We start from the raw sequence: 23,566 nt of genomic DNA, 5'->3' as shown, positions 1-23,566 counted from the left end.
CGGGACCTGTCAAGATACGCTCAAATGTTTTTCCACCGCTTCCAGCAGTTCGGGGTTGGAAAAGGGTTTGGTCATAAAGCCGCTTGCGCCGGCGTTGCGGGCCTCTTCGAGGATCTCTTCATCGCCCATGGCGCTCAGCATCATGATCTTTGCGCCGGGGTGTCGGGAACTGATCTCCCGCGCGGCCTCGACACCGTCCATGATCGGCATGGTGATGTCCATGATCAGCAGGTCCGGTTGGAGGCTGCCGTAGTTCTCTACGGCCTGCTGGCCGTTGCGGAAAGCGCCGCAGATCTCGTAACCGGCCGGCTCCAGGGCTCTGCTCAGGGCCTTGTGGATGAAGGGAGAGTCGTCGACGAGCATAATCCGGTGTTTTTGCAGTTCTGTCATGGCTGTTCCTCCTTGATTTTCAGTTAGCCGATCTGTCGCGCGCCGCCGGTGGCCATGTGGATCACCTCGACGGCGTTCATCACCAGCGCCACGCGCCCGTCTCCCATGATGGTGGCGCCGCCCATGCCCGGCAGGGAGGCCAGGTAGTCCGGCAAGGCCTTGACAAGCACATCCTGCTCGTCGATCAGCCGGTCGACGACGACACCCACCCTCACGTGGCCGTCGCTGAGCACAACCACTGGTGTTTGCCCCTCCGCCGGCTGTTCGGGCATCCCGAGGATGCCGGCTAGGGAGAGGACGCCGAGCACACCGCCGCGGTGCTGAAGCATCCGGCGGCCGCGGCGAAAGACGAACCGATCGGCTGGAACCTTCAGGGTTTCGATCACGTTTTCGAGGGGAAGGATCAGCAATTGTCCCGCCGACTCGACGAGCAGGCCTCGGGAGACGACCAGCGTCAGGGGCAGTTGCATCGTCATCTTCGTGCCTTGGCCTAAGCGGCTGTGGACGGCGACGGTTCCGCGCAAGGCGGAGATATTGTTGCGGACCACGTCCATCCCGACGCCGCGTCCGGAAATCTCCGACACGGCGCGGGCTGTGCTGAAACCGGGGAGGAAGATGAGTTGGAAGGCCTGGGCGTCGCTGAGTTCCTCCGCCTGGGCCGCTGTGATGAACCCTTTCTCCACCGCCTTGGCCTTCAACTTCTGCGGGTCCATTCCGCGACCGTCGTCTTCGATCTCGATGAATACATCCTTGCCGCGGCTGTAGGCGCGCAACCAGACGCGCCCCTGGGGCGACTTGCCGGCGGCTCTGCGTTCCTCTTCCGGTTCGATGCCGTGATCTGCGGCGTTGCGGACCAGGTGCATGAGGGGGTCGCCGATCTGCTCGATGATCGTCCGGTCCAGTTCCGTCTCTTCGCCCTCCATGATCAGTTGGATCCGCTTGCCTGTCTGCAAGGCGATGTCGCGGATGACGCGGGGGAACTTCTGGAAGACCATGCGGACCTCGGTCATGCGCATCGCCATGATGGCGTCTTCCAGTTCTGCCGAGATGCGCTCCACCCACTGGCCGGCCTCTTTGACTTCCCGGGAAATGACCGGCAGGTTGTAGTCCATCATCAACTTGCGGGCGATCTGGCTGAAGGCGTTTTTCGTGACGGCCAGTTCGCCGATGGCGTTCATCAGACGGTTCAGCTTTTCTTCGCTGACCCGGACCGAGTGACCGTTGCCGTTTTCCTGCCCGTTGCGCTTCGCGCCGTTGGAGTTCACGGGATCGGCCCCTGGGCGATGATCGCCTTTGGCGCCGCCACCCTCCTGGGGCGAATGGGAGCGAGCCTTTTCTGGATGCATATCCGGCAGGTCCGTTGATGTGGGAGGGGCAATTTGCGGCACATCCGCTCCCGGTGCGAGGGGGGCCGCCGGTTCTGCCGCTCGGGCTGCAGAATCGCCGGCGCCGATTTGCTCCAACCGGAGGCGGGCGTCATCCAGTTGCAGCATCAGCGGCGGGTTGGCCGGATCGGGATGGCCTTCGCCGGAGCGGACCATCTGCACGAGGCGGCGCAGGGCGTCCATGCAAGCAAAACAGAGGTCGATCGCCCATACGGGCAAGGGCAGCCGGAGGGTGCGCACCTTTTCCAGCATCTCTTCCATCCTTTGGAACACTTCCATCGTTTCTTTTATCGGCGTCCAGAGTGAGCCTTCCGGCGCGTTAAAACTGAGCAGCAGACCGAGGTTTCCCTTCAGGGTGTGGACGCGCCGGAACAGTTCGGCCAAGGCGGATGTATCGGCCGGCTCGCTGTCCAGGGTGATGAGGAGGCGGTCACAGACGATCTCGCTGTGCTCCTCCGCTTCGAGCAAAAAATTTTCCAGCGCCGCCTTGCCGGCTTTTCCCTTGATCACGACGAGGAGTTCGTCCTCTTCCCCGGCAGGCGCCGGCGGAACGGTGCTTCCGGCGGCTTGGGATTTCGCGCCGGCAGGGGCATCTACGGCGGCACCGTCCACCCCATCCGCTTCCGCCTGACTCGCCGCAACGAAAGCCCCCTCCTTCGGCGGCAGCGCCGCTTCAAGATCGCCGATCAGGCCGTCCAGGTCGCGGTCGATCTGGAACCGGACCTCCACACCGGCGCCGGCCGACACCGCCTCACAGGCGGCGCGCAACTGGCTGAGCAACTCCCCAAGGGCGTCGACGCTGTCCAGCAGCAATCCGATGCGCATGCCGTCCATTTGGGCGCGGCCGCTGCGAATGCTGTCGAGGAGGAATTCCGCCTCATGGCTGAGCCGGGTGATCTCGGCAAAGCCAAAAAAGGAGGCCAGTCCTTTGATCGTGTGGACATGGCGAAAGATATCGTTGATTGAGCCGGAGTTTCCCTCCGCCGCTTCGAGTTGCAGGAGTGCTTCTTCGACCTGCTGCAGGTACTCGCCCGCCTCGTCGGTGAAGGCCTGCAACATCTCCAGATCATCGGGACCAAATTGATAATGCATGGGGGTCAGGCCTCCTTTCCGCCGCTCCCTGGAAGCAGACGGCGGATCCAGTGAACGAGTTTTTCCGGCTCCGTCGGCTTGACAACGTACACATTGGCGCCCAGCTCCAGTCCCCGCGCCGCGTCGACGGCATGGTCCTGGGTGGTGACGATGATGATCGGAGTCTCCCGGTGGGCCGCCATTTCTCGAACTTCGGCGATAAACCGGAAGCCGTCCATGCGCGGCATATTGATGTCGGTGATGATCAGGTCGTGATCGCCCTTCAGCAGCGTTTCCAGAGCGAGTAGGCCGTCTTCCGACTCCTCCACGTCATAGCCGAGGGAAGTCAAAATATAGGCGTGGTATCGTCTCACCATGGCAGAATCGTCAACAACTAAGATGTGTGCCACATCGTCACCTCCTACGGCTTGTAGTACACGATGTTTCCGCCGACCCGCTTCATCTTGAAGGCTTCCGTGATCCGGCTGACCGACTCGGAATGACCGAGATAGATGAATCCGCCGCTGCGGATGGACCGGTAGAAGTTCTCCAACACCTTGAGACGCGATTCGGGATTGAAGTAAATGAGCACATTGCGGCAAAATATGAAATCAAACCCCGACTGTTCCTGCATCCCCTGTTGATCCATCAGGTTCAAATACTTGAACTGAACCATCTTTTTCACATTCAGGTTGATCAGGTGCCTATCCAGCCGGCGGGTGAAATATCGTTCCAGGTACTCGGGAGGAACATCCTTAACCGAGCGGGCGTTGTAGTACCCCTTGCGCGCCTCCTCCAGGACCCTTGTGTTGATATCGGTGGCCAGGATCTCGATCTCCCAGGACTTCGGATCCGGCAGCATCTCCAAAAGAATGATGGCGAGGGTGTAGGGTTCCTCGCCGGTGGCGCAACCGGCGCTCCAAATCTTCAGCTTCCGCACGCCGGCGGCTTGCTTTTCTCGGACGACCTCCGGAAGCACCGCTTCGGCAAAACCGGCCAGTTGGGGAAAGTCTCGAAAAAAGTAGGTCTCGTTGACGGTGAGCCGGTTGATCAACAACTCGATCTCGGCGGTGTCGTTGGAAAACTTGATCAGGTGGTAGTACTCGCGGTAATCGATGACATCCAGTTCTTCCATCCGCTCGCTGATCCGCTTTTCCACATAGTAGAGTTTGTGCGGTTCAAACCAGATCCCGGTGCGTTTGTAGATCAGATCGACATAGCGCTGATAGAGGTCAGTCGTCAAGCTCATCCCGCCGACCTCCTATCCGTTTCAGTTCCTGGCTGACCGCCTGGGCCATCTCTTCATCGCACCCGGTCACGGTTCCGCACCCGGTCCCGGACAGGGACTCCAGCAAGGCCTCCAGGTACTCCTTCCCTTTGGCGCCCATCCGGGTCATACCGCGAACGGCTGCGAGGCGCAAGAGCGGGTCAACCTGCTCGATGTTGTCTGTGAGCCACTCGAAGGTTTCCGGATGCCGGAAGATCTCGGGACAGGTGAGGATGTGGTAGCGGTGGTTGCGACAGGGGTCGTTCTCATAGAGATAGCGGAGCAACCGGTAGACGCCGTCGCCGCTGCGCGAGGCCAGGCTGGCGATGGCCACGCGCCGAACCTCCTGATCAGGGTCGTTGGCCAGCGATTCCATGACCGACAAAAAGACCTCTTCCGAACGAATCAGGCGGCTGGCGCGGGCGACGCGGGAGCGGACATCGCGATCGGCCGCTGCGGCGGCGCGCAGGTAGGCGCTATGCAGGTTGGCGCTTCCCAGGGCGGTCATTACCTCCAGCACCTCTGGCCGCGCCGTTTCGGGGCAGCGGTCAAAGAGCCGTTCCAGTTCCGTCTGCAACCCTTGCGGCGACAGGATGGACAGGGTGTCCGCCGCCTGTCGCCGCACGCGGCCGCTGGGGTGTTCCAGCGCCTTGAGGAGCACCGGCTGGGCGCCTTCGCCGCAGATCAATCCGAGACCGGAAAGGGCGACAGCCGCCACTTCCGGTTCCCGGTGACGGGCCATGGCGTTCAAGAAAGGTTCCGCCCCGATCCCACAGCGCCAGGCCAGCGACACCGACTGCCGCACGATCACCTCGTCAGCGCGCCCCGCCAGTTCTTGCAGGACCTCCAGGGGAAGGATCACCATGGCCTGTTCGGCCGCCCCGAGGAGCAGGCCGGCCAGGCGATCTTCGGCGTTTTCTAAAAGCCGTGAGAGCCGCTCAGGGGACGGGCCGGCTTGCAGCAGCGCTTGGAGCAGTTCCTCCCGCACGCTCTCGCTCTGACCAAACTTCGCCACAAGTTTGGGAAGGTGTATGTACAGCAGCGCCGGACAACAGCGGGCGGCAAGGCGGGCGGCGGTGACAGCCTCCCGGGAGCCGCCGTCTTCCAGATACTGCGCGATCAGGTCGTTCATTTCCGCCCCCGCCGGTCCCGGCTCGATTCCACGGTCTTGCAGGCTGCCGAGCAAAATCAGCAGTTCTCGCGGCGTCAGCAAGCCCTCCCGGCGCAAGTCCCAGGCTGCGGGCAGGCATCGCTCATCGCCGAGCCGGCCGGCGGCAAAGGCCCAGATGCCCGCCAGCGCCATCCGCTCCCGCCTTCCGCCCCGGAAGGATGCGAGATAGGTGTCAATGGTCGGCATAGCGGTGGGATCGCCGAGGCGAGCCAGGGCTTCTATGATGCTGAAGGCAACCCAGACGTTGTTTGCCTCGGCCAGTTTCATCCGCAGCAGCGCTGCGGCGTCCGGTTCCTTCCGTCCGCCTAACGCCTCGGCGCTGGCGGCGGCCACATTGGGATCGGGATCGTCCAATCCCTTTTGCAGCAAGCGGCTGGCCCGTTCGCCGGGAATGGCAGCCAGGGCGTCGGCGGCCAGCTTGCGCAGGTCCCGGGAGGGGGACTGCATCCGTTCCTCCAACGCCGGCACCGCCACCGGACCGAGGTTGCGCATCACTTCCAAAGCGGCGTTGCGAACGGCTGCGTCAGCGGAGGAGAGCAGCCCGGCGGTGACGGCGGCGGTGCGGTGGTTGCGCATCTCCCCTAAAGCCCGGATGATCTGTCGGCGCACATAGGCGGACGGTTCCCGCTCCAACTGCCGGGCCAGCAGCTCCACGCCGCTCAGCGAGGCCGTTCCGGCGAGGAGAGCCACCGCCTCGCTGCGGTCTGATTCACGCTCGCTCTCTAGCAGCCCTTTCGCCTTGTTCATTCCATGAGCCCCCTCAGGCAAAATTTCCCCGCATGCTCTCCCACCAACGGCGCAGCTTGGCCTCCGACAACCGGACCGCCTCGATCACCTTGTCCAGGTCGGAAAAAGGCTTGAGCAGATAGTCATTGGCGCCCTTTTCCAAGCAGCGCACCGTCTTGTCCATTGTCGAGTAGCCCGTCATCATGATCACCTGGGCCAGGGGATCATAGGCCTTGACGGCCGACAAGAGTTCGATCCCGTCCATTTCCGGCATGACGATGTCAGCCAGGATGATGTGATACTTGCGGGCCTTGACCATGTCCAGCGCCTTAATGGGCGATGTCGTGTATTCGGTCACATAGCCCTCCAGTTGCAGGATTCGCTGCAGGCTGATGCAGAGTTCCTCTTCGTCGTCAATGAGCAGCACTTTCGTTTCCGGGTACATCCCCTGTCCTCCCTTCCGACCGGTTCTTCCGTTCCGGCCTGTCGCAACGGGCTTCAAAGTGGCTCCTGTAGACCGGCAGTTCCCCTGTCACAGGGGCCGCCGCCTCCAGGATGTTCAGGTGGCGTCGCGTATAGGGGCCGTCGGTAATCAGACCCAGCTGTTTTCCCTCTCTCGCCAGGGCAGAACGGGCTTCGCTGAGGCGCCGCAGGTCGGCGGGTTCGAGGATTTCCCTTTCGCTGATATCGATCAGCGCGACCCCAATCCCCCCAAATCCGGCCTCGGCGATCAGCGCATCGGCGCCGGAAAACAGGCGGTCATTGACCGGCGTCAGCGCCACCTTTTCCACATCGCCCACATCGCAATTCTGCCGGATCGCTTCATCCGATTGATCGGTGGTCACAACCAGGATCAGCGGGTGATCGGGCCCCTCGCCGCGCCGGCTATCGAGAATCCGGCCGGCCTGCTTGAGGCGCTCCTGCACCAGGAAGTGGCGAACGTCAGGCATCGGCGCATCGACGTTCAAGCTGATCCGCAGGCAGAGCAGGCGGCTGCCCGGCGGATTTGCCGGTGTTATCGCCTTCGCGGCGCTATCTTCAATCACTGACGGTCCTGCAGCTGCTGGATTCACTGCTCGCCCATCTTGGCCGGCAGCTTTTTCTTCAAAACCGGACCCATGTCCGGCCGCAACCTCCTCAGCAAACCCCTCGTCAGTTGCCTCCAGTGTCTGCAGATACCGCCGCTGTTCCTCAGCCCAATCGATGTCCAGATCGCCGGAACGCAATCCTGTCAATCCGGCCTCCATCCGGTCCATCGCATCGAGCAGGATATTCACCATGGCCGTCCCTGCCGGTTTTCCCCGGCGGAAGGGATCGAGCCAGTCCTCCATGCGGTGGGCAAAGCGGGCCAGATCGTCAAGATCCAGGCTCTGGGCGCCGCCCTTGATGCTGTGAAAGGCCCGGAAGACCTCTGGAACGGCCCGGCTCGGCTGTCCCGTCTCTTCGGCGGCCAGCAACGCCGCGCCGGCCGCCGCCAGCATCTCCAGCGACTCATCAAAAAAAACGGCGTAGAAATCGTATTGGCTGTTCAGATTCATGGTCATACCTCCTCCGGCGGCATGGCCGGCAGCCGGATAGTGAAGACGGCGCCTGCCCCGGGTTCGCTGGCCACGGTGATGGTGCCGCCATGTTCTGTCACAATGCCCTGGACAATGGACAAACCCAAGCCGGTTCCCTTGCCGTCGTTGGTGTAAAAAGGCTCAAAGACATTGGGCAATTCTGCCGGGTCGATGCCACAGCCATTATCGCGAACGCGGATGATGGCCTGTCCGCTTTGATCACTAGCGACGTAAGACTCCACCAGGAGCCGTCCCGGCGCGCGTTCGGAACGTTGAATCGCCTTGAGGGCGTTGTGCATCAGGTTGATCAGCACCTGCTCCAACTGCTGGGCGTTTCCCCGCACGTACAGGTCGCCAGGGACCTGATGGGCAAATTGGACGTGCCGGGATAGCTCGCTGTCGCTCGACACGAGCAGCCAGGCGTCCTCCAGGCATTTGCGCAGTTGGACGGCGCATTTTTCTCCCCGTTCCTGCCGAGAAAAGTACTTGAGACCGCTGACGATGTTGGCGATGCGTTCCACGCCCCGGAAGATGGCCTGATTGGCCCGCTTCGCCTCGGCCTCCAGCGCCGCCTTGCCCGTTGTGGAAGATGCGGGTCCGGTGGCGGCAGCAGAAACGGCAGCAGGCTTGCCGGCAGGATCCGCCGCAGCAGTTGCGATAGGATCGACAGCAGGCGCATCGCAGAACAGCTTTCCCCGCTCCAGATACCGCGACAACAGTTCCGCATTCACCTTGATGAAGGTGAGGGGGTTGTTGATCTCATGGGCCACGCCGGCGACGAGGCGACCGATCGTGGCTAGGCGATCCGCTTGCTGGAGCGCCTTCTCTTTTTCCTGCAAGCGGTGGACCAGATCGCGGTTCGCCCGCACCCGATCCTCCAGCAGGCCCGAGGGCGCCATTCCCTCGCCTTTTTCCACCCAGATCTGCATCTCTTCCACGAGGGCCACGACGCCTTGGCTGGTCAGCATCAGTTCCTCCGTCAGGCTGCGCACCTCATCCTGGAGCCGGTTGAACTGATTCAGTAAGGCGCCCAGGCTCCCGGCCACCTGGCGCCATCCGTCTCCCTCCGCCCAGCCCTTGCCTTGGTCGGGCGCGGGAAGCGGGTGGGTGTCGCGAATCTGCAATTCCCACCACCGTTCCCCCGAGGAGGCAGATATGGCATTGGGAAAGCAGGCGTCGAAAACAGGGTCTGATTGGGGGGGAACCATCCCCGCCGGAACGGCCAGCCGGCTGGCGATGAGAAACCCCTCTTTATCCTGCGACAGGCGCCCCTGCCACTCGCCGGCCTCTTCGCCGGCAGCAGACAACTGCCAGAGGATCAGCACAATCCCGCGCAAAAAAGTATCCGGCCTAGCGCCGGCTTCTCCCAAAAGGCGAGCAAAGGCCGGCAACACAGCCTCGGCCTGCCCGCGACACCGGGCCTCCAGCGTTTCCTTCATGAGCGGACCCGGGCCAACAGCACCGTCGCGTCGTCATCCTGTTTTCCCCATGTCCGCACCCATTGACGGCACATATCCCCCAGATTCCCCCCCTTCAGGTCTGCCGTTGCGATGGATTCCCAGTGGAGCGCAACGCCTTTTGTGGCCGCTGCCAGCACCATGCCCGTTGTCATGGGCAATCGGCGCAGGATCAAGGGCGGCAACGAATGCCCCACCCTTCCCGTCTGGCACTCGACCTCACGCCACCCTCCTGGCCAAAGCAACGCCCCGGAGATCTCCCCGACAGCCACGTATTCGAGTAAATGCCTTCGGTGATCATACCTCCCCAGCAACAGGGAGGCCCCTCCTCCGCCGAAGGTCTGGCGGTGCGCCATGGCGACCATGTCTGTGAGCGGCAATCCCTGCAAGCTGCGCAGGGCGCCTTCCAGGGAATTGCGGCGCCAAACCGCACCTCGTTCAACCGGATAGTGGGCGTTATCAAAAAGGGCCAGCCATGTCGTCAGCCGGTCCTGTTGAATCCAAAAACCGTCGTCACAGCAACTGTGTTCGCGATGGGGCCGGCTGTAGACGCCGAATTCCAATTCGTTGCCGCGCCCCTCGCCAGCCCATTTCGTCGCCTTGACCTCGGTGCCGCCGGGACCGGAGCGGATGGAAAACTCGTCGGCCAAGCGACGAATCGCCCCCAACCCACCGCCGAGGCTGCCTTTCGAGGAGGCGCCATCGACGAGCGCGGCCGTTACATCGCCGATCCCCGGGCCTTCGTCAAGCGCCTCGATGGTAACACCCTTACCCCCGGGAAGCGCTTCCACGCTCAATCTCCCGGCGGTGGCGTGCCGCGCCAGATTGGTGGCCAGTTCGGTGATGATGATGGCCAATTCCGCCTGCTCCTGCGGGCTGAAGGCGATCTGGCCGCAAAAGGAGAGCGCCTGCCGGCGAACGTGGCCCACCTCGTCATCGCGGTTCACCTTGTACGCTGGCATAGCACCGGCCCTCCCTGATGGGTCAGCCATTCAGGCCAACCATTTGATGATCTGGACAACCGTTCCTTGACCGATGCGGGAGTCGATAGTAAACTCGTCCATCAGGCGGCGAGCGCCGCTCAACCCCAGCCCTAAACCGCCGCCGCTCGTATAGCCCACAGTCATGGCCAGTTCCACGTCAGCGATGCCGGGCCCCTGATCGCGAAAGACGAATTCCAGGCCTTTTTCTCTGCCTTTTCCCTCGCCTGACACCTCCCGGCACTCCATCGTACCCCGTCCGGCATAAAGGAAGGTGTTGCGGGCCAATTCACTGACAGCGGTGGTGATGCGGGTCTGGTCGATCAGGGAAAAACCAAGTCGAATCGCTGCCTGGCGGGCAACCTGCCGGCAAAGGACGATATCCGGTTCGGTGGCAATCTCCACCCGGCCCATCATTGGCCGTTCCCCCTTCGGGTTATCCCGCCCCCTTTAAATTTCGCCATAGCGTCTTCCAGATTTAGGGCGGTTTGTGTCTCTTCGATGATCAGACCCATCTCCACCATGGTGATCGCCACCGTCGGTCGCAATCCGACCAGCACGGTGACGGCGCCCATGAGGCGGATCATCCGGGCTGTATCGGAGAGGAGGCGGGCCATATAGGAATCGATCAGATCCAGTTGGGAGACCTCGATGATGACGCCGCGCACACCTGAACGCGAGACCGTTTCGAGCACATTGTGCTGCATCCCCATGGCCGACTGGTCGTTCATGTCGCTCTGGAGAGTGACCAACAGGAGATCCTGCAATTTGACGATGGTCGCCTTTTCCATGGCCTTAACCGGCCGTCGCTTCGGAACCGATCCGCTTCTGTAACAACTCCAGGGCCAGGGCAATCCCGTCGGCCATGACGGCCCGCGTGGTGACGGCGCCGAGATCGACGCCCATATGGACCATCGTCTGGGCGATGACGGGGCTGATCCCGGTGATGATCAGGGTCGCGCCAAGGAGTCGCACGGCAGCGGCCGTCTTGAGGATATGGTTGGCAACCAGCGTATCGACAGTGGGGACACCGGTGATGTCGAGAATGGTCACCCGGGAATTCGTCTCGACGATCATGTTCAGCAGCTTCTCCATCACCTGCTGGGCGCGCTTGCTGTCCATCGTTCCGATCAACGGCACGGCGAGGATGCCCTCCCAGACGCGGATGACAGGCGTCGAGAGTTCGAGCAGGTCCTGGCGCTGGTTGATGATCAACTCTTCCCGAGATTTCAGGTACACATCAAAGATATAGAGCCCCGCCTGATCCAGCACGGTCGTCCTCTTTTTCCCGTCGATATGGGGCAGCAAATCATCCAGGAAGGGACGCAAGGAGAAGACAAAAAGCGCCGTGTCGTAGGGATTCAAGCCGTGCGCCACCGCCATTTCCGTGATCTCCCGCAGCGTCTTCCGTAAAAACTCCGGCAATTCTCCCGTCGTCGCGGTGATGGAGATCCCGTCGATCAAATGTTGTCCCAGCCGTTCCGTCTCCTGAAGGTTAAAAGCGCCGCTTGCGCCCCATGCGCTCCTTCTGACGGCGGAAAGCCAGTCGGCATAGGCATTTTGATTATCCTTTTCCGTCGGATGCTTTTCATTCATCGTTGTTCCTTTTCTCCCTTCATGGTAAGCGGCCGCTACCAGCGGTTCACGGCTTTGACGATCTCCCGGGCGATCTGATGGGAAGGCGCCACGATTTCGGCGCCGCCCCGCTCGATCGCCTCCCGAGGCATGCCAAAGACGACAGCCGTCGAGGCATCCTCGGCGATGGTCACCCCTCCGGCCTGGCGGATGGCCACCATGCCGTCGGCCCCGTCCGAGCCCATCCCGGTGAGCAGCACGCCGACGGTCCGTTTTCCAAACAATTCCACGACCGAATGCATGGTCACGTCAACAGAGGGGATAAAGAGGGTGTTGGCCGGCTGCGAAGTGAGGCGGATGAGCACATCGTCACGGAGGGCGTTTTTCTTCAACACCAGGTGGTGACCGCCAGGGGCGACAAAACCCTCACCCCTGGCCAACTTGTCGCCCGCCTTCGCTTCAGAAAAGCGCAGATGGCAGTAGTCGTCAAGGCGCTTGGCGAAGCTGTTTGTAAAGGTGGGCGGCATGTGCTGGACGACGATGACCGATGCGTCGAGATCAGCGGGCAGGTAGGGCAGGATTTCCATCAGTGTGCTCGGCCCGCCCGTCGATACGCCGATGACGACAACCTTGCGGAAGGCGCGGTCCGGAACAAGGATGGAATGGTCGCCTCGCTCAGCGCGGTTCGCGCCAAGGGGGGGCCGCCCGGCGCTCCGGCTGGCGTTGCGCCCGGCCAGACGGGATCCGGGACGGCGGCGTTTGCGCTTCGCCGCCGCTTTCACCTTGGCGATCAGTTCCCGGCCGACAATGTGCAGGTTTGCCGAGACGGTCCCCGAGGGTTTGGCCACATAGTCAAAGGCGCCCAGTTCCATGGCTTCAAAGGTGGTGATAGCGCCTTCCTGGGTCAGGGAACTGACCATCACCACCTGCACCTCGGGGATTTGTTCGAGGAGAAGGGACAGGCAGGTGAGCCCGTCCATCACAGGCATGTTGATGTCCAGGGTGATCACATCAGGCGAGAGTTCTTGGGCTTTCTTCAAGGCGTCTTCGCCGTCGCGTGCGGCGGCCACCACCTCGATGTCCAGATCGGTTTCGAGGATCTGACGGAGCGCCTTACGCATCATGGCCGAATCATCGACCACCAACACTCGAATGCTCATCGGCTATCCCTCGATTTTTAGTATCCGTTCCGAGTCGAGAATCATGACCATGCGCTTGCCGCCGCTCAGTTTGGCCACACCGCTGATGTACTCACGGTCGACTGTTTCAGAAAGCAGGCGGGGCGTCTCTTCGACCAGACTCCGTTCGAAGCGGAGGACTTCAGTGACGGCGTCGACAATGATGCCGGTTTTGCGCAGGCCCACGTCGACGATGATGATGCGGGTGGCGTCATCGTGGGTCCGTTCGGTCATGCCAAATCGGCGGCGAAGGTTAAGCGCCGGGATGATGTTGCCCCGCAGGTTGACGAGCCCTTCCACATAACCCGGCGCGCCCGGCATCTGGGTCACCTGGGTCATGCGGTTGATCTCCTGCACATCGGTGATCTTGATGGCAAACTCTTCCTTGCCGAGACGGAAGGCGACCAGTTGTTCCTCTTCAATGGCCCCGGAACTGCTCTGGTTTTCCCGGACCACGTTGCTCTCGCCTCGCTCCAGCAGGTCGCTGACCAGGTCGGCGTCGAGCAGGTTGGCGGCGTTCAGGCACATGAAGAGCCGTTTGCCCTCATTCAACTTTGCGACGCCGCGGATCTGCTCCAGTTCTCCGTTGATGAAGATGGGCGGCGGCGGCTCGATGACGCTCCTGGGGACCCGGATGACCTCTAGGACGCGGTCGACGCGGAAGCCTGCCGTCATCTGGCCCAGGTCGACGATGATGATCCTCGACTGGTCGGTGACAGGCACGTTCGGCATGTTGAAATACAGGCGCATGTTGACGATGGGAAGCAACTGGTTGCGGATCGAGACGACCCCTTCCAGATAATGAAGCACATTGGGCACTGCGGTGATCTCGGGGACCCGGATGATCTCCTTGACATGCATTATGTCGAAGGCGTATTCCTCCTGGCCGAGCAGGAAGGTGACCAGTTGGTCTTCTTCCAACTCGGCGCGCTGGGCCGCTACTTCGCGGACCGCTGCCGCCGCGGCTGTTTGCAGGTCAAAGTCCCTGTTCTCTGATTCGACGGTGAGCGCCTGTTCCAGGTTCAAGGCCATGATCAGGCGCTTGCCTCCGTTCAATTTCACAACGCCGTCAAGGTAGCGGACCGCTTCGTTGCGGATCACCGCCGGCGGCGGATCGATATCGGCGCCGGCGACACGGAGGACCTCTGATACGCGGTCAACGACGATCCCCGTCACCTGTCCGCTCACATCGACAACGAGGACCCGCGTGTTTTCGTCGCGTTGACCTCGATCCATCCCGAAGCGGGTGCGGCCGTCGATGATCGGGAGAATGCTTCCTCTCAGATTGCAGACACCTTCCACATAGTCTGGCGCTTGGGGGATCTTCGTCACTTCGGCGAAGCGGATGATCTCCCGCACATTCATGATGTCGGCGCCAAACTCTTCGTTGCCGAGGTGGAAGGTGACCAGTTGCCGCTCCGTCAGGCCGACGGCCCTTGCAGTTTCGGCTGCTGTCATTCCTTTTGCTCCTTCCCCTCCGCTTACATCGTCTGCAGTTCGTCGGCCAATCCGGAGATCTCCTCAATGGCTTCGGCCAGTTCCTGCATTCCTTTGGCTTGTTCTTGGGCGGCTATGTTGGCTTCCGCGGCCGCTTTCTCGGCTTCCTGGGCGGCGGCGGCAATCTGGTCGACGCCTTTGCGGGCCTGTTCAAGGGCGATCAGCGATTCTTCGGCGCCTTTAAGCACCTCTTTGACACCCTTAAGGATGACCAGCATGGCGTCCTCAATCTCGTTCAGGTTGTGGGTGGACTTTTTCGCCTTTTCCACTTCCTGAACGGCCTTTTTCGCCGACAGTTCGATGTCTTCCGTAACCTTCTGAATCTGACTCTGGATATTGCGGACCAGGTCTTTGATCTTGTCGGCATTCTCAGCCGACTCGTTGGCCAGGGTGCGGATATCACCGGCGACGACGGAGAAGCCGCGGCCGTACTCGCCTGCCCGGGCGGCTTCGATGGAGCCGTTGACAGCCAGCATGTTTGTCTGGATGGTCACATTCACAATCGCGTCGACGATTTTGTCGATCTTGCGCGTCGTCTCTTCAAGGATCTTGATGTTGCGGGCTGAAACAATGCTTGCGTCGGAAGCATTGGTGATACCGATGATTAGGCCGTCGACACCTTTTTTATTGGTATCGAGCAGGGTGCGCAGTTCGGTGACTTTCTCTTCGGAAACTGAGGAGAGGCTGCGCATCTGGTTGGCTGCGGCGACGAGGCGCTCCGAGAGGGCGGCGCCCTTCTGGGTCATTTCCCCTTGGGCCTTGGCGCCTTGGGACAACTGGCCCATGGCCGTCATGATCTGGCGGGAGGCGCTGTTGGCTTCTTCCACGTTGGCTGACAACTCTTCGGCGGCAGAGGCCAGTTCCTCCGAGGACTTCTGGGCGTCCGTGGACACCTTCAGCGTCTCGGCCAGTTGGGCCAGTTCGTTGGCGGCGGAGCCCATCTCTGAGAAGGCTTTATTCTGCTCCGACACAGCCTGGTTGACCTCTTCTGCGGCGTTGCTCTGCTCTTCAGCGGCGGCGGCCACCTGTTCGGCCACGGAGAGGAATTCGGCCGCGCCTTGGGTGGCGTCGACAGCGCTCTGGGCGACTTCCGTAACGGCGCTCTGAACGGCCACCATCTCTTTGCTGATCTTGTTCAGATCCTCGGTGATCTTTTTCGAATTTTCCACCTCGGCGTTGGCGGCGACGCCGGCCTCTTCCACATCCTTGACGACGATCTTCACGTTCTCCTGGATGTTGGAGACGAGGTTGCGGATGTCGCGGGCCGATTTTTCCGAGATCTCGGCCAGGTTGCGCACCTCGTCGGCGACGACGGCGAATCCGCGGCCGTGTTCGCCGGCGCGAGCAGCCTCGATGGCGGCGTTTAAGGCCAGCAGGTTGGTCTGGTCGGCGATGCGGACAACTGCATCGACGATGTTTCCGATCTCAGCCGATTGCTTCTCCAGATCGTTGACCAATTTCGTCGATTCTATGTTCGTATCGGCTGATTCTTTGATGCCGTCGATCAGTTGTTCTATGTCGGCAGCGGTGGACAGGACCAGGGGTTGGGCGATATTGACCTTCTCCAAGGATTCTTTGGCGCGGCTGCTGGCGATGACCGACGCCTTGTCGATCTGGTTGATCGCTGCTCGCTGCTGCTCGGCGGCGGATGCGGCTTCATCGGCGCCAGTGGCGATCTGCGCCATCGTCGAGCCCAGTTCAACGGCGGCGTTGCTGGCCTGTTCGATGCCGGAAGCCAGTTGCTCCGTGGCGGTGGCGATGCGTTCAGCCAACTGCTGTTGCTTGGCCAGGGTGCGGGCGCGGACCTTCTCCATGGCCTTCCGTTTGGCCAGGTCCCGCTTCTGGGCGATCTCTTCCGCCGCACCCCCTTGATCTTGGCGTCCCAGTTTGTGATTCAACTGGGTTGAGCTAGGGCCGCTCACCGATCCTGCAGCCGGTCTGGCTAATTTTTTCTCCACGCTGATGTCCTCCTTCTGCATTTTCAATGGCCCCATAAGACTTGGGTCCTATTATTTATTAATGCAAAATCCGTGCCAACGAGGAGTGGGCGCCATATTTTTTTGAGAGGCCCTTGTAATTCCATCAATTCTTAACAAATTTTCGCTGAGTGAATGCAACGGGCATCGGCTTCGCGTCGCCCTGGACAGTGCGGCGTGTACGGATCGGTGCACCGATCGGTGCATCTGTACGTTTTCGCGCGCTCTCGCAGGGAGCTAAGCAAAACGCCGCTGCGTCCTCTCTATCGACCAGCGGCGTTTCTTTAGATTTTTCAGGGTTTATTTACGGAGTTCACGGTTTTATTTACCGAGACACGCCTATTTCCATCCCTCAACATTGGCCACGCCTTTGAAGCGGTTCTGTATCCTTTCCAGCCGACAGTAGAGGGATCGGCGGGAAATGCCCAGATAGCGGGCAGTCTCTGTCTTATTCCCCCGGTGCATTTGCAAGGCCTCACTGACGATGCGATCAACAAAGTCCTCCAATTCAAAACCCTTGGCAGGCAGGCTGAACCGGTAGGGATCGAGGCTGGGGGTTTCGGGCGATTGCGCGACCAACGACTGCGGACGCGACGCCTGCAACAGAGCCAGGTGGGTCGGCTGGAGTTCCTCCTCGTCAAACATGAAGACGACCCATTCCATGGTGTTGCGCAGTTCGCGCACATTGCCCGGCCAGGGGTAATCGAGAAGAATCATGGCCGCTTCCGTGCTGATCCGCTTAAACCGTTTTTGTTTCTGTTTGGCCGCCGCCCGCAGGAACATGCCCGCCAGCGGGACGATGTCGTCGGGACGCCGACGTAGCGGCGGCAATTGGATGTGGCCTACCCGGAGGCGATAGAACAGGTCTTTGCGAAAGCGGCCTTCGGATACGTTTTTCTCTAAATCCTGGTTGGTGGCGCAGATGATCCGCACATTGGCGGCAACCTTTTTCAGTCCGCCGACGCGATAGTACTCCTTTTCCTGGATCACCCGCAGGAGCTTGCCCTGCAGTTCAAGGGCCAGTTCGCCTACCTCGTCGAGAAAAAGCGTACCGCCCTGGGCCAGGTCCAGTTTGCCCCGCTGTCCCTTGGTCAGGCCGCCGGTGAAGGCGCCGGCCTCATAGCCGAATAGTTCGCTCTCAAAGAGTGTGCTCGTCAGGGCGGCGCAGTTGATATCGATGAAGGGCGCCGATTCTTCGATGCTGCCAAAGTGGATCAACCTGGAGATGACCTCTTTGCCTGTCCCCGTTTCTCTTTCGATGAGCACCGGTATGGATCGGTCCGTGTGGAACTTGAGGGCCGACTGGACAATCGACCGCATGGTCTCTGAAAAGATGCCGATGCCGCTCAAGGTGGCCGAGTGAATGACCACCCGCGTCTGGCCCGGCTCCGTCACGATGGCCTCTTTGACCTCCACCGGCGCGACGCCGCTGCTCCGGCGGGGCTTGGGGTTCCAAACTTGGCGGGCGGCGATCCGCTCGGTGATGACGGCCAGTTGCTCCACGTTGATCGGTTTGAGCAGGTAGTCGCTGGCGCCGGCGCGCAGGGCCGAGACAGCGGACTCCACATCGCCGTGGCCGGTGAAAAGGACGACAGCCGTATCCTGTCCGGAAGGCTGGGCCATGATCGTCTGCAGCAGGTCGAGCCCCGACAAGAGGGGCATGCGGATATCGGAGAGCACCATCGCGTAGGCGCCCTGGTAATAGCGGGTTAAGGCTTCTCTTCCGTTGTCACATTCGTCGACAGCATGCCCGAGATCGCGCAGAAAATCGCCGATGCAGGCGCGGCTGTCCAAATCGTCGTCGACCAAGAGGATGTTCATCCCTGCGCCCCCTCTCCTGCATGTCCGGCATAGGTGGGAAAAGTAACGCGGAAGGTGGCGCCGCAATCAGCGTTGGCGACGGTGTCGATACACCCCTGAAAAGATGTGACGACAGAATGGACAATGGAGAGGCCGAGGCCCATCCCCTCGATCGGTTTGGTCGTAAAAAAGGGTTCAAATATCCGCCCACGCAGTTCTTCTCCGATGCCGCAGCCGTTGTCTTCCACTTCCAGGATGACCCGGCTTCCCGCCTGCCGGGTGGAGATACAGATACGCTTTTCCAGCCGTTCCACGCTGTCGAGGGCGTGCATGGCGTTGACGACCAGGTTGATGATCACCTCTTCCAGCCGGTTGCTCACCGCCAGAATCTGCGTCAGCGAAGGGTCAAGGCAGGTTTTGACGACAATCCCGTGCGAGGAAAGTTGGCTGCCGAGCAGCGCCAGTGCGCCTTCCACTGCCACGTTAACCTGGCAGGGCCTCGGATCTACGGGGGTCTGATTGCGCACAAAGGTGCGAATATGTTGAATGATGTCGTTGATCCGATCGGCCTGGGCCGATATACGGCTCACATTCTCCATGATTTTTTCGATGTCGGCAGGTTTTCCTTTTCTGTGCCAGTAGAGCATGCTGTCGGCGATCACCTTCAGTGAGTTGAGGGGCTGGTTGATCTCATGGGCGATCCCGGTGGCGATCCGCCCCAGCGATGCCATCCGTTCCGCCTGCTCGTCCCATTCGAGAACCTCTCTTTGGGGTTTCCGCGCCCGGCTATCCTCGGGCATACCAATGGAAACATCGCGCCTGCTGTCCATCTCGATGTCTCTCACCTCACGCTTGTTCCTTTCGGTATGTAAACGCAGGGATAATCACTTTCGTTGGTTATATGATGACATACTTTAATAAGTCGTCAATCGATAGACTTCATCAAAGCTTATTCTCCGTCGACGGCGACAAACCCTCTTCATCAATGGCGCGAAGCGCATGCAAAAGGCGGAATAAAAAAAGCGAACCTATGCAGGTTCGCTTTTTCTGTGACTTTGCGTTTTTGTGCCTGTCGGGTCCAGCTTCGAATGATATTCGAGGCCGGCATCGACATGGAGACAAATTAGCGCTTGGAGAACTGGGGAGCGCGGCGGGCCGCTTTGAGGCCGTACTTTTTCCGTTCCTTCGCCCGGGGGTCGCGGGTGAGGAATCCGGCGCGCTTGAGGACGGGACGCAGGCCGATATCGGCTTTCAACAGCGCCCGGGCGATGCCGAGGCGGATGGCGCCGGCTTGTCCGGTGGTGCCGCCGCCATGGACGTTGCACAGGACGTCGAAACGGCCTTCGCTCTTGGTCAGATCGAGAGGCTGACGGACGATCATCTCCAGGGTTTTCTTCCCGAAGTACTCCATCAGGGAACGGTTATTGACGAGGAACTTGCCTTCGCCGGGAACGAGACGCACGCGGGCGACCGACTTCTTCCGGCGGCCAGTCCCTAAAAATTGCACTTGAGCCACAGGTCACTACCTCCTTCCCTAATCGCGAATGGTCCAGGCTTCCGGTTTTTGGGCCTGATGGGGATGCTCGCCGCCTTTGTAGACATTGAGCTTGCGATACATCTGCTCGCCCAGGCGGTTCTTGGGCAGCATGCCCTTGATCGCTTTTTCCACGGCGCGCTCGGGTTTGGTCTTCAGCAGGGTGCCGTAGTTGATCAGGGTCATCCCACCAGGGTAGCGGGAATGGTGGTAGTACATCTTTTGGGTCAGTTTCTTGCCGGTCAACGCCACTTTTTCGGCGTTGATGATGATGACATGGTCGCCGGTGTCCACATGGGGCGTGAAAATGGGTTTATGCTTTCCGCGCAGCAAGCGGGCAGCCTCGGAAGCGACCCGGCCCAGAGGCTTGTCGGCGGCGTCGATGACGTACCACTTGCGTTCGACGTCTTCGGCCTTGGCCATGAAGGTGCTCATCGCGTTCCCTCCTCAAAGGTATCGTCCTGTTTATCCTATCGGGGCGGCCCTGCATTCGTTTGGCCGGTCGTCGCCGCCCGCAACGCCGGGACCTGCCCACCCACTCCGCCTGGCGTGTCACTGATGAAAGGAAACGCCTCCGGTGGTTTTTCAGTGAAGGGACTTTCTCCGGACTTCTGGGGCTAGTAGAAGTTTTGGAGAAAAACTCACTATAACATTTTATTTTACGTTGAACGGAAAGTCAAGGGGATCATGCCATACCTTCATCAAGCAAAGTCCCTGCGGCGGCGCTGTAGTCCCCGCCCGGGTGCGGTCACGGGAGGCAATGATCGCAGGGATCTCCTCGGGGGCTATTTTCCCCTTGCCTACATCGATCAGGGTGCCGGCGATGATGCGGATCATATTGTACAAAAAGCCATTGCCCATCACGTCCAAGACCAGCCGGTGCTCCTCCTGCCTTGTCAGGTCGCAGCGGTAGACGGTGCGAACAAAGTCCTTGACGGGGGTGCCGGTGGCGCAAAAACCGCGAAAGTCATGGGTTCCGACAAAGCATTGCGCCGCCGCCGCCATGGCCTCGAAACGGAGGGGCGGAAAGACCTGGTGGGAGTAGCGCCGGTGAAAGGGCGATGGGATGCGGTGGTTGTAGATGGTGTAGCGGTAGTGCTTGCCAAGGGCGCCGAAGCGGGAGTGAAACTCCGAGGGCACTGTCTTCGCCGCGACGACGGCGATGTCCGACGGCAGGAGCGTGTTCATGGCAAAGGGAAAACGGTCGTCGGGGATCCGTGACGCCGTGACAAAGTCGACGACCTGCCCACGGGCATGGACACCGGCGTCGGTGCGACCGGCGCAGTTCACCTTGGCCTCCTCACCGGTCAGGACTCTGATCGCCCGGACCAACTCGTCCTGAATGGTGGGAAGGGCGGGGTCCTCCTGGGTCTGAAAGCCGTGGTAGCAGGTCCCGTCATAGGCCACGGTCAGTTTTAGGCGGCGTTCGCTCATAAGGCATATCTCCAGAGACACATCAGGGTAAAGAAACCCAGGACAGCGCCGGTGACGGCATAGTCCTGTCGCGTCATCGCGAGGGGTCGCATGCGGGTGCGCCCTTCGCCGCCGCGGTAGCAGCGGGCTTCCATGGCCATGGCCAGTTCATCGGCCCGGCGGAAGGCGGAAAGCAGCAGCGGCACCATCAGGGGGACCAGGCTTTTCACCCGCGCCACCAAGCTGCCGCTCTCGAATTCGGCGCCCCGTGAGGACTGGGCTTTCATGATCTTTTCGGTCTCCTCGATCAGCGTCGGGATGAACCGCAAGGCGATCGATGTCATCATGGCGAACTCGTGGGCCGGCAAGCCGAATTTTTTCCCTGGGGAAAGAAGTCGTTCTAAACCGTCGGTGAGGGCGATGGGCGATGTGCTCAGCGTCAGCAGCGATGTGGCTGCGTAGAGCCAGACCAGCCGCAGGCTCACCATGGCCCCCTGCTGAAGCCCTTCCCAGGTGATATCGAAAGGGCCGAGCCGGACCGCCGTCTCCCCCGGCGTACTCAACAGATGGACGAGCAGGGTGAAGACGATGAAGATCCAGAGCGGCTTGATCCCCCGCAGGATGTAGTGGACCGGCAACCGGGACGCCACGACTGCGATGATGATGGGCAGACCGGCCAGGGTGACAGAGATCAGCGTGGGCAACAGAAAGAGGGTGATGCTGAAGAGCAGCGTCGCCATCAATTTGGTGCGCGGATCAAGGCGGTGAACCGGCGAATCGAGCGGCACATACTGGCCGAGGGTGATGTCTTTCAGCATGGCTGTCCCACCCCCAGCGCCCGTAAAATCTCCTCTGCAGCGCCTTCCATGTCGACAGCCTGCTTGTGGACAGGCACTCCCTCCTGGCGCAAGCGGTGCAAAAGCCGCGCGGCAAAGGGCAGTTCCAGGCCGAGGTCAGCGATCCTGTCTGCTGCCGCGAAGACCTCTACAGGCGACCCTTGCAGCACAAGCCGCCCCTGGTCCATGATCGCCAAACGGTCGGCCAGCTGGGCGACCTCTTCCATGTGGTGGCTGACCATGAGGATGGTCATGCCCTGGCGGCGGTGGAGGTCATCGATCAAAGCCAGCAACCTGCGCCGCCCCTGCGGGTCGAGACCGGCCGTCGGCTCATCAAGGATCAACTTTTGGGGGCCCATGGCCAAGACGCCGGCCAGGGCCACCCTCCGTTTCTGACCGCCGCTCAGTTGCAAGGGAGAACGCTTTGCCATCGCTTCGACGTCCAAACCGACCAAGTCCATCGCCTCACGCACCCGGCGCTCCACTTCCTCTTCGTCGAGGCGGAGGTTGCGGGGTCCGAAGGCGATGTCGTCATAGACGGTTTCATCGAAGAGTTGATGCTCCGGGTATTGAAAGACGATGCCCACCCGCTGGCGCAACCGGCGAAAGGCGTCTTTGTTAGTAGCGTTTGTGCCTTTGGGAGGGGTGCCTTTGGCATGGGGGCCTCTGGGATGCGAACCCTTGTCATCGGAACCGCTAACCGTGATTTCATCAACGACGACAGCGCCGGAGGTGGGCAGCAAGAGCCCATTGAGATGCTGGATCAGCGTCGACTTCCCTGAACCGGTGCGTCCCACGATGCCGACCAGTTCCCCGTCACGGACAGACAGATCGACGTCAAAGAGCGCCCTGACCGCCAGCGGCGTCCCCGCTTTGTAGACATGACTCAGTTGTCGGATTGCAATCGGCACAGGGCACTCACCAACTTTTCCATCGTGACTGCTTCCAGGGGGATCGTCAATCCCCTCTCCCGCAAGCGACGGGCGATTTGGGCAGACGGCGGCGGTTCCAAACCAGCCTGTTCCAAGAGGCTTTCCTCTTGAAAGAGAGACTCGGGCAGGCCGTCAAAGACCACCCTACCTTGTGACATGACGACGACCCGTTCCGCCTCCGCCGCCTCATCCATGTCATGGGTGATCGTGATGACCGTCATCCCAAGTTCCTTATGTAAGCGACGGACCGTCTGGAGCACCTCGCGGCGGCTCTGAGGGTCTAGCATCGACGTGGCTTCGTCAAAGACCAGATAGGCCGGCTGAAGCGCCAAAGCGCCGGCAATCGCCACCCGCTGCTTCTGCCCGCCTGACAGGTCATGGGGCGGACGCTCCCGCAGGGACTGCAAGCCGACAACCGCTAACGCCTCAGCGACGCGCCGCCGAATCTCCTCTGAAGGCAGGCCGATATTCTCCGGCCCAAAGGCCACATCCTCCTCCACCGTCGTCGCCACTAACTGGTTGTCAGGGTTCTGAAATACCATCCCCACCCGCCGACGGATGTCATAGCGCTGCTGGGCGTCCTTGGTATCCATCCCCTCCACCAGCACCCGCCCCTCGGCAGGCGTCAGCAAGGCATTCAAATGCTTCGCCAGGGTCGACTTCCCAGACCCGTTGGCCCCGAGGATTGCCACCCACTCGCCGGGGCGGATCGTGAGCGATACATTCGATAGCGCCTGGATGGCGTCACCGTCAGGGTTCCGATATTGAAAGCTTACGTTTTCAACGCTGATCAAAGAAGAGTCCCCCATTCATCGAGGC

The 23,566-nt window shown here is 61.0% G+C and carries 23 protein-coding genes; all 23 read right to left on the bottom strand.

Annotated features, from left to right (window positions below; translation table 11 throughout):
• Window positions 1–9 precede the first annotated feature (9 nt).
• Window positions 10–390, bottom strand: coding sequence for a response regulator (locus GTO91_RS11325; protein WP_161258826.1), 381 nt, complete (start codon window positions 388–390; stop codon window positions 10–12).
• Between the two features lie 23 nt (window positions 391–413).
• Window positions 414–2,867, bottom strand: coding sequence for a chemotaxis protein CheA (locus GTO91_RS11320; protein ID WP_161258825.1), 2,454 nt, complete (start codon window positions 2,865–2,867; stop codon window positions 414–416).
• A 5-nt stretch (window positions 2,868–2,872) separates the two neighbouring features.
• Entirely contained in the window at window positions 2,873–3,256 is a 384-nt protein-coding gene (locus GTO91_RS11315; RefSeq protein ID WP_207709013.1) for a response regulator, read from the bottom strand.
• Between the two features lie 11 nt (window positions 3,257–3,267).
• Window positions 3,268–4,095 carry a CheR family methyltransferase gene (locus tag GTO91_RS11310; RefSeq protein ID WP_161258824.1) on the bottom strand — a complete coding sequence of 276 codons (828 nt, stop codon included), beginning with the start codon at window positions 4,093–4,095 and terminating at the stop codon, window positions 3,268–3,270.
• Window positions 4,079–6,031: a HEAT repeat domain-containing protein gene (locus tag GTO91_RS11305; RefSeq protein ID WP_161258823.1), complete on the bottom strand. Its 1,953-nt coding sequence runs from the start codon at window positions 6,029–6,031 to the stop codon at window positions 4,079–4,081. Before GTO91_RS11305 ends, GTO91_RS11310 begins: the two co-directional genes overlap by 17 nt.
• A gap of 13 nt (window positions 6,032–6,044) precedes the next feature.
• Window positions 6,045–6,455: a response regulator gene (locus GTO91_RS11300; protein ID WP_161258822.1), complete on the bottom strand. Its 411-nt coding sequence runs from the start codon at window positions 6,453–6,455 to the stop codon at window positions 6,045–6,047.
• Complete coding sequence (locus GTO91_RS11295; RefSeq protein WP_161258821.1) at window positions 6,424–7,548, bottom strand: Hpt domain-containing protein; 1,125 nt, start codon at window positions 7,546–7,548, stop codon at window positions 6,424–6,426. The genes GTO91_RS11300 and GTO91_RS11295 overlap by 32 nt, the downstream gene beginning before the upstream one ends.
• Before the next feature lie 2 nt (window positions 7,549–7,550).
• The gene (locus GTO91_RS11290) at window positions 7,551–9,008 is read right to left on the bottom strand and encodes a sensor histidine kinase (protein WP_161258820.1); all 1,458 of its coding nucleotides are present in this window, start codon (window positions 9,006–9,008) and stop codon (window positions 7,551–7,553) included.
• Window positions 9,005–9,988, bottom strand: coding sequence for an ATP-binding protein (locus GTO91_RS11285; protein WP_161258819.1), 984 nt, complete (start codon window positions 9,986–9,988; stop codon window positions 9,005–9,007). Before GTO91_RS11285 ends, GTO91_RS11290 begins: the two co-directional genes overlap by 4 nt.
• A 30-nt stretch (window positions 9,989–10,018) precedes the next feature.
• Window positions 10,019–10,423, bottom strand: coding sequence for an anti-sigma regulatory factor (locus GTO91_RS11280; protein WP_161258818.1), 405 nt, complete (start codon window positions 10,421–10,423; stop codon window positions 10,019–10,021).
• Window positions 10,420–10,797 carry an STAS domain-containing protein gene (locus tag GTO91_RS11275; protein WP_161258817.1) on the bottom strand — a complete coding sequence of 126 codons (378 nt, stop codon included), beginning with the start codon at window positions 10,795–10,797 and terminating at the stop codon, window positions 10,420–10,422. The genes GTO91_RS11280 and GTO91_RS11275 overlap by 4 nt, the downstream gene beginning before the upstream one ends.
• Before the next feature lie 4 nt (window positions 10,798–10,801).
• Window positions 10,802–11,602 carry an STAS domain-containing protein gene (locus GTO91_RS11270; protein WP_161258816.1) on the bottom strand — a complete coding sequence of 267 codons (801 nt, stop codon included), beginning with the start codon at window positions 11,600–11,602 and terminating at the stop codon, window positions 10,802–10,804.
• Between the two features lie 35 nt (window positions 11,603–11,637).
• A complete protein-coding gene (locus GTO91_RS11265) occupies window positions 11,638–12,741 on the bottom strand; it encodes a protein-glutamate methylesterase/protein-glutamine glutaminase (protein WP_161258815.1) in 1,104 nt (367 codons plus the stop codon).
• A 3-nt stretch (window positions 12,742–12,744) separates the two neighbouring features.
• Complete coding sequence (locus tag GTO91_RS11260) at window positions 12,745–14,217, bottom strand: chemotaxis protein CheW (RefSeq protein WP_161258814.1); 1,473 nt, start codon at window positions 14,215–14,217, stop codon at window positions 12,745–12,747.
• 23 nt (window positions 14,218–14,240) lie between these two features.
• Window positions 14,241–16,214 carry a methyl-accepting chemotaxis protein gene (locus GTO91_RS11255; RefSeq protein WP_207709012.1) on the bottom strand — a complete coding sequence of 658 codons (1,974 nt, stop codon included), beginning with the start codon at window positions 16,212–16,214 and terminating at the stop codon, window positions 14,241–14,243.
• 357 nt (window positions 16,215–16,571) lie between these two features.
• The gene (locus tag GTO91_RS11250) at window positions 16,572–18,053 is read right to left on the bottom strand and encodes a sigma-54-dependent transcriptional regulator (protein ID WP_161258812.1); all 1,482 of its coding nucleotides are present in this window, start codon (window positions 18,051–18,053) and stop codon (window positions 16,572–16,574) included.
• The gene (locus tag GTO91_RS11245; protein WP_161258811.1) at window positions 18,050–18,877 is read right to left on the bottom strand and encodes a sensor histidine kinase; all 828 of its coding nucleotides are present in this window, start codon (window positions 18,875–18,877) and stop codon (window positions 18,050–18,052) included. Before GTO91_RS11245 ends, GTO91_RS11250 begins: the two co-directional genes overlap by 4 nt.
• A gap of 278 nt (window positions 18,878–19,155) precedes the next feature.
• Window positions 19,156–19,548: a 30S ribosomal protein S9 gene (gene rpsI, locus GTO91_RS11240; protein WP_161258810.1), complete on the bottom strand. Its 393-nt coding sequence runs from the start codon at window positions 19,546–19,548 to the stop codon at window positions 19,156–19,158.
• Between the two features lie 18 nt (window positions 19,549–19,566).
• Window positions 19,567–20,001: a 50S ribosomal protein L13 gene (gene rplM, locus GTO91_RS11235; RefSeq protein ID WP_161258809.1), complete on the bottom strand. Its 435-nt coding sequence runs from the start codon at window positions 19,999–20,001 to the stop codon at window positions 19,567–19,569.
• Window positions 20,002–20,220: 219 nt separating this feature from the next.
• Window positions 20,221–21,000 (bottom strand): tRNA pseudouridine(38-40) synthase TruA, encoded by a 780-nt coding sequence (gene truA, locus GTO91_RS11230; protein ID WP_161258808.1) that lies wholly within the window; start codon window positions 20,998–21,000, stop codon window positions 20,221–20,223.
• The gene (locus GTO91_RS11225) at window positions 20,997–21,797 is read right to left on the bottom strand and encodes an energy-coupling factor transporter transmembrane component T family protein (protein ID WP_161258807.1); all 801 of its coding nucleotides are present in this window, start codon (window positions 21,795–21,797) and stop codon (window positions 20,997–20,999) included. Before GTO91_RS11225 ends, truA begins: the two co-directional genes overlap by 4 nt.
• Complete coding sequence (locus GTO91_RS11220) at window positions 21,791–22,726, bottom strand: energy-coupling factor transporter ATPase (protein WP_161258806.1); 936 nt, start codon at window positions 22,724–22,726, stop codon at window positions 21,791–21,793. The genes GTO91_RS11225 and GTO91_RS11220 overlap by 7 nt, the downstream gene beginning before the upstream one ends.
• On the bottom strand, window positions 22,702–23,541 hold the full coding sequence (locus tag GTO91_RS11215; RefSeq protein WP_407929524.1) for an energy-coupling factor transporter ATPase: 840 nt from the start codon (window positions 23,539–23,541) through the stop codon (window positions 22,702–22,704). Before GTO91_RS11215 ends, GTO91_RS11220 begins: the two co-directional genes overlap by 25 nt.
• Window positions 23,542–23,566 lie beyond the last annotated feature (25 nt).

Origin of the sequence: Heliomicrobium undosum (assembly GCF_009877425.1) — a bacterium.
GTDB lineage: Bacteria > Bacillota > Desulfitobacteriia > Heliobacteriales > Heliobacteriaceae > Heliomicrobium > Heliomicrobium undosum.
The sequence above is the reverse complement of the archived record's forward strand: the minus strand, read 5'-3'. Positions and strand labels throughout refer to the sequence as shown.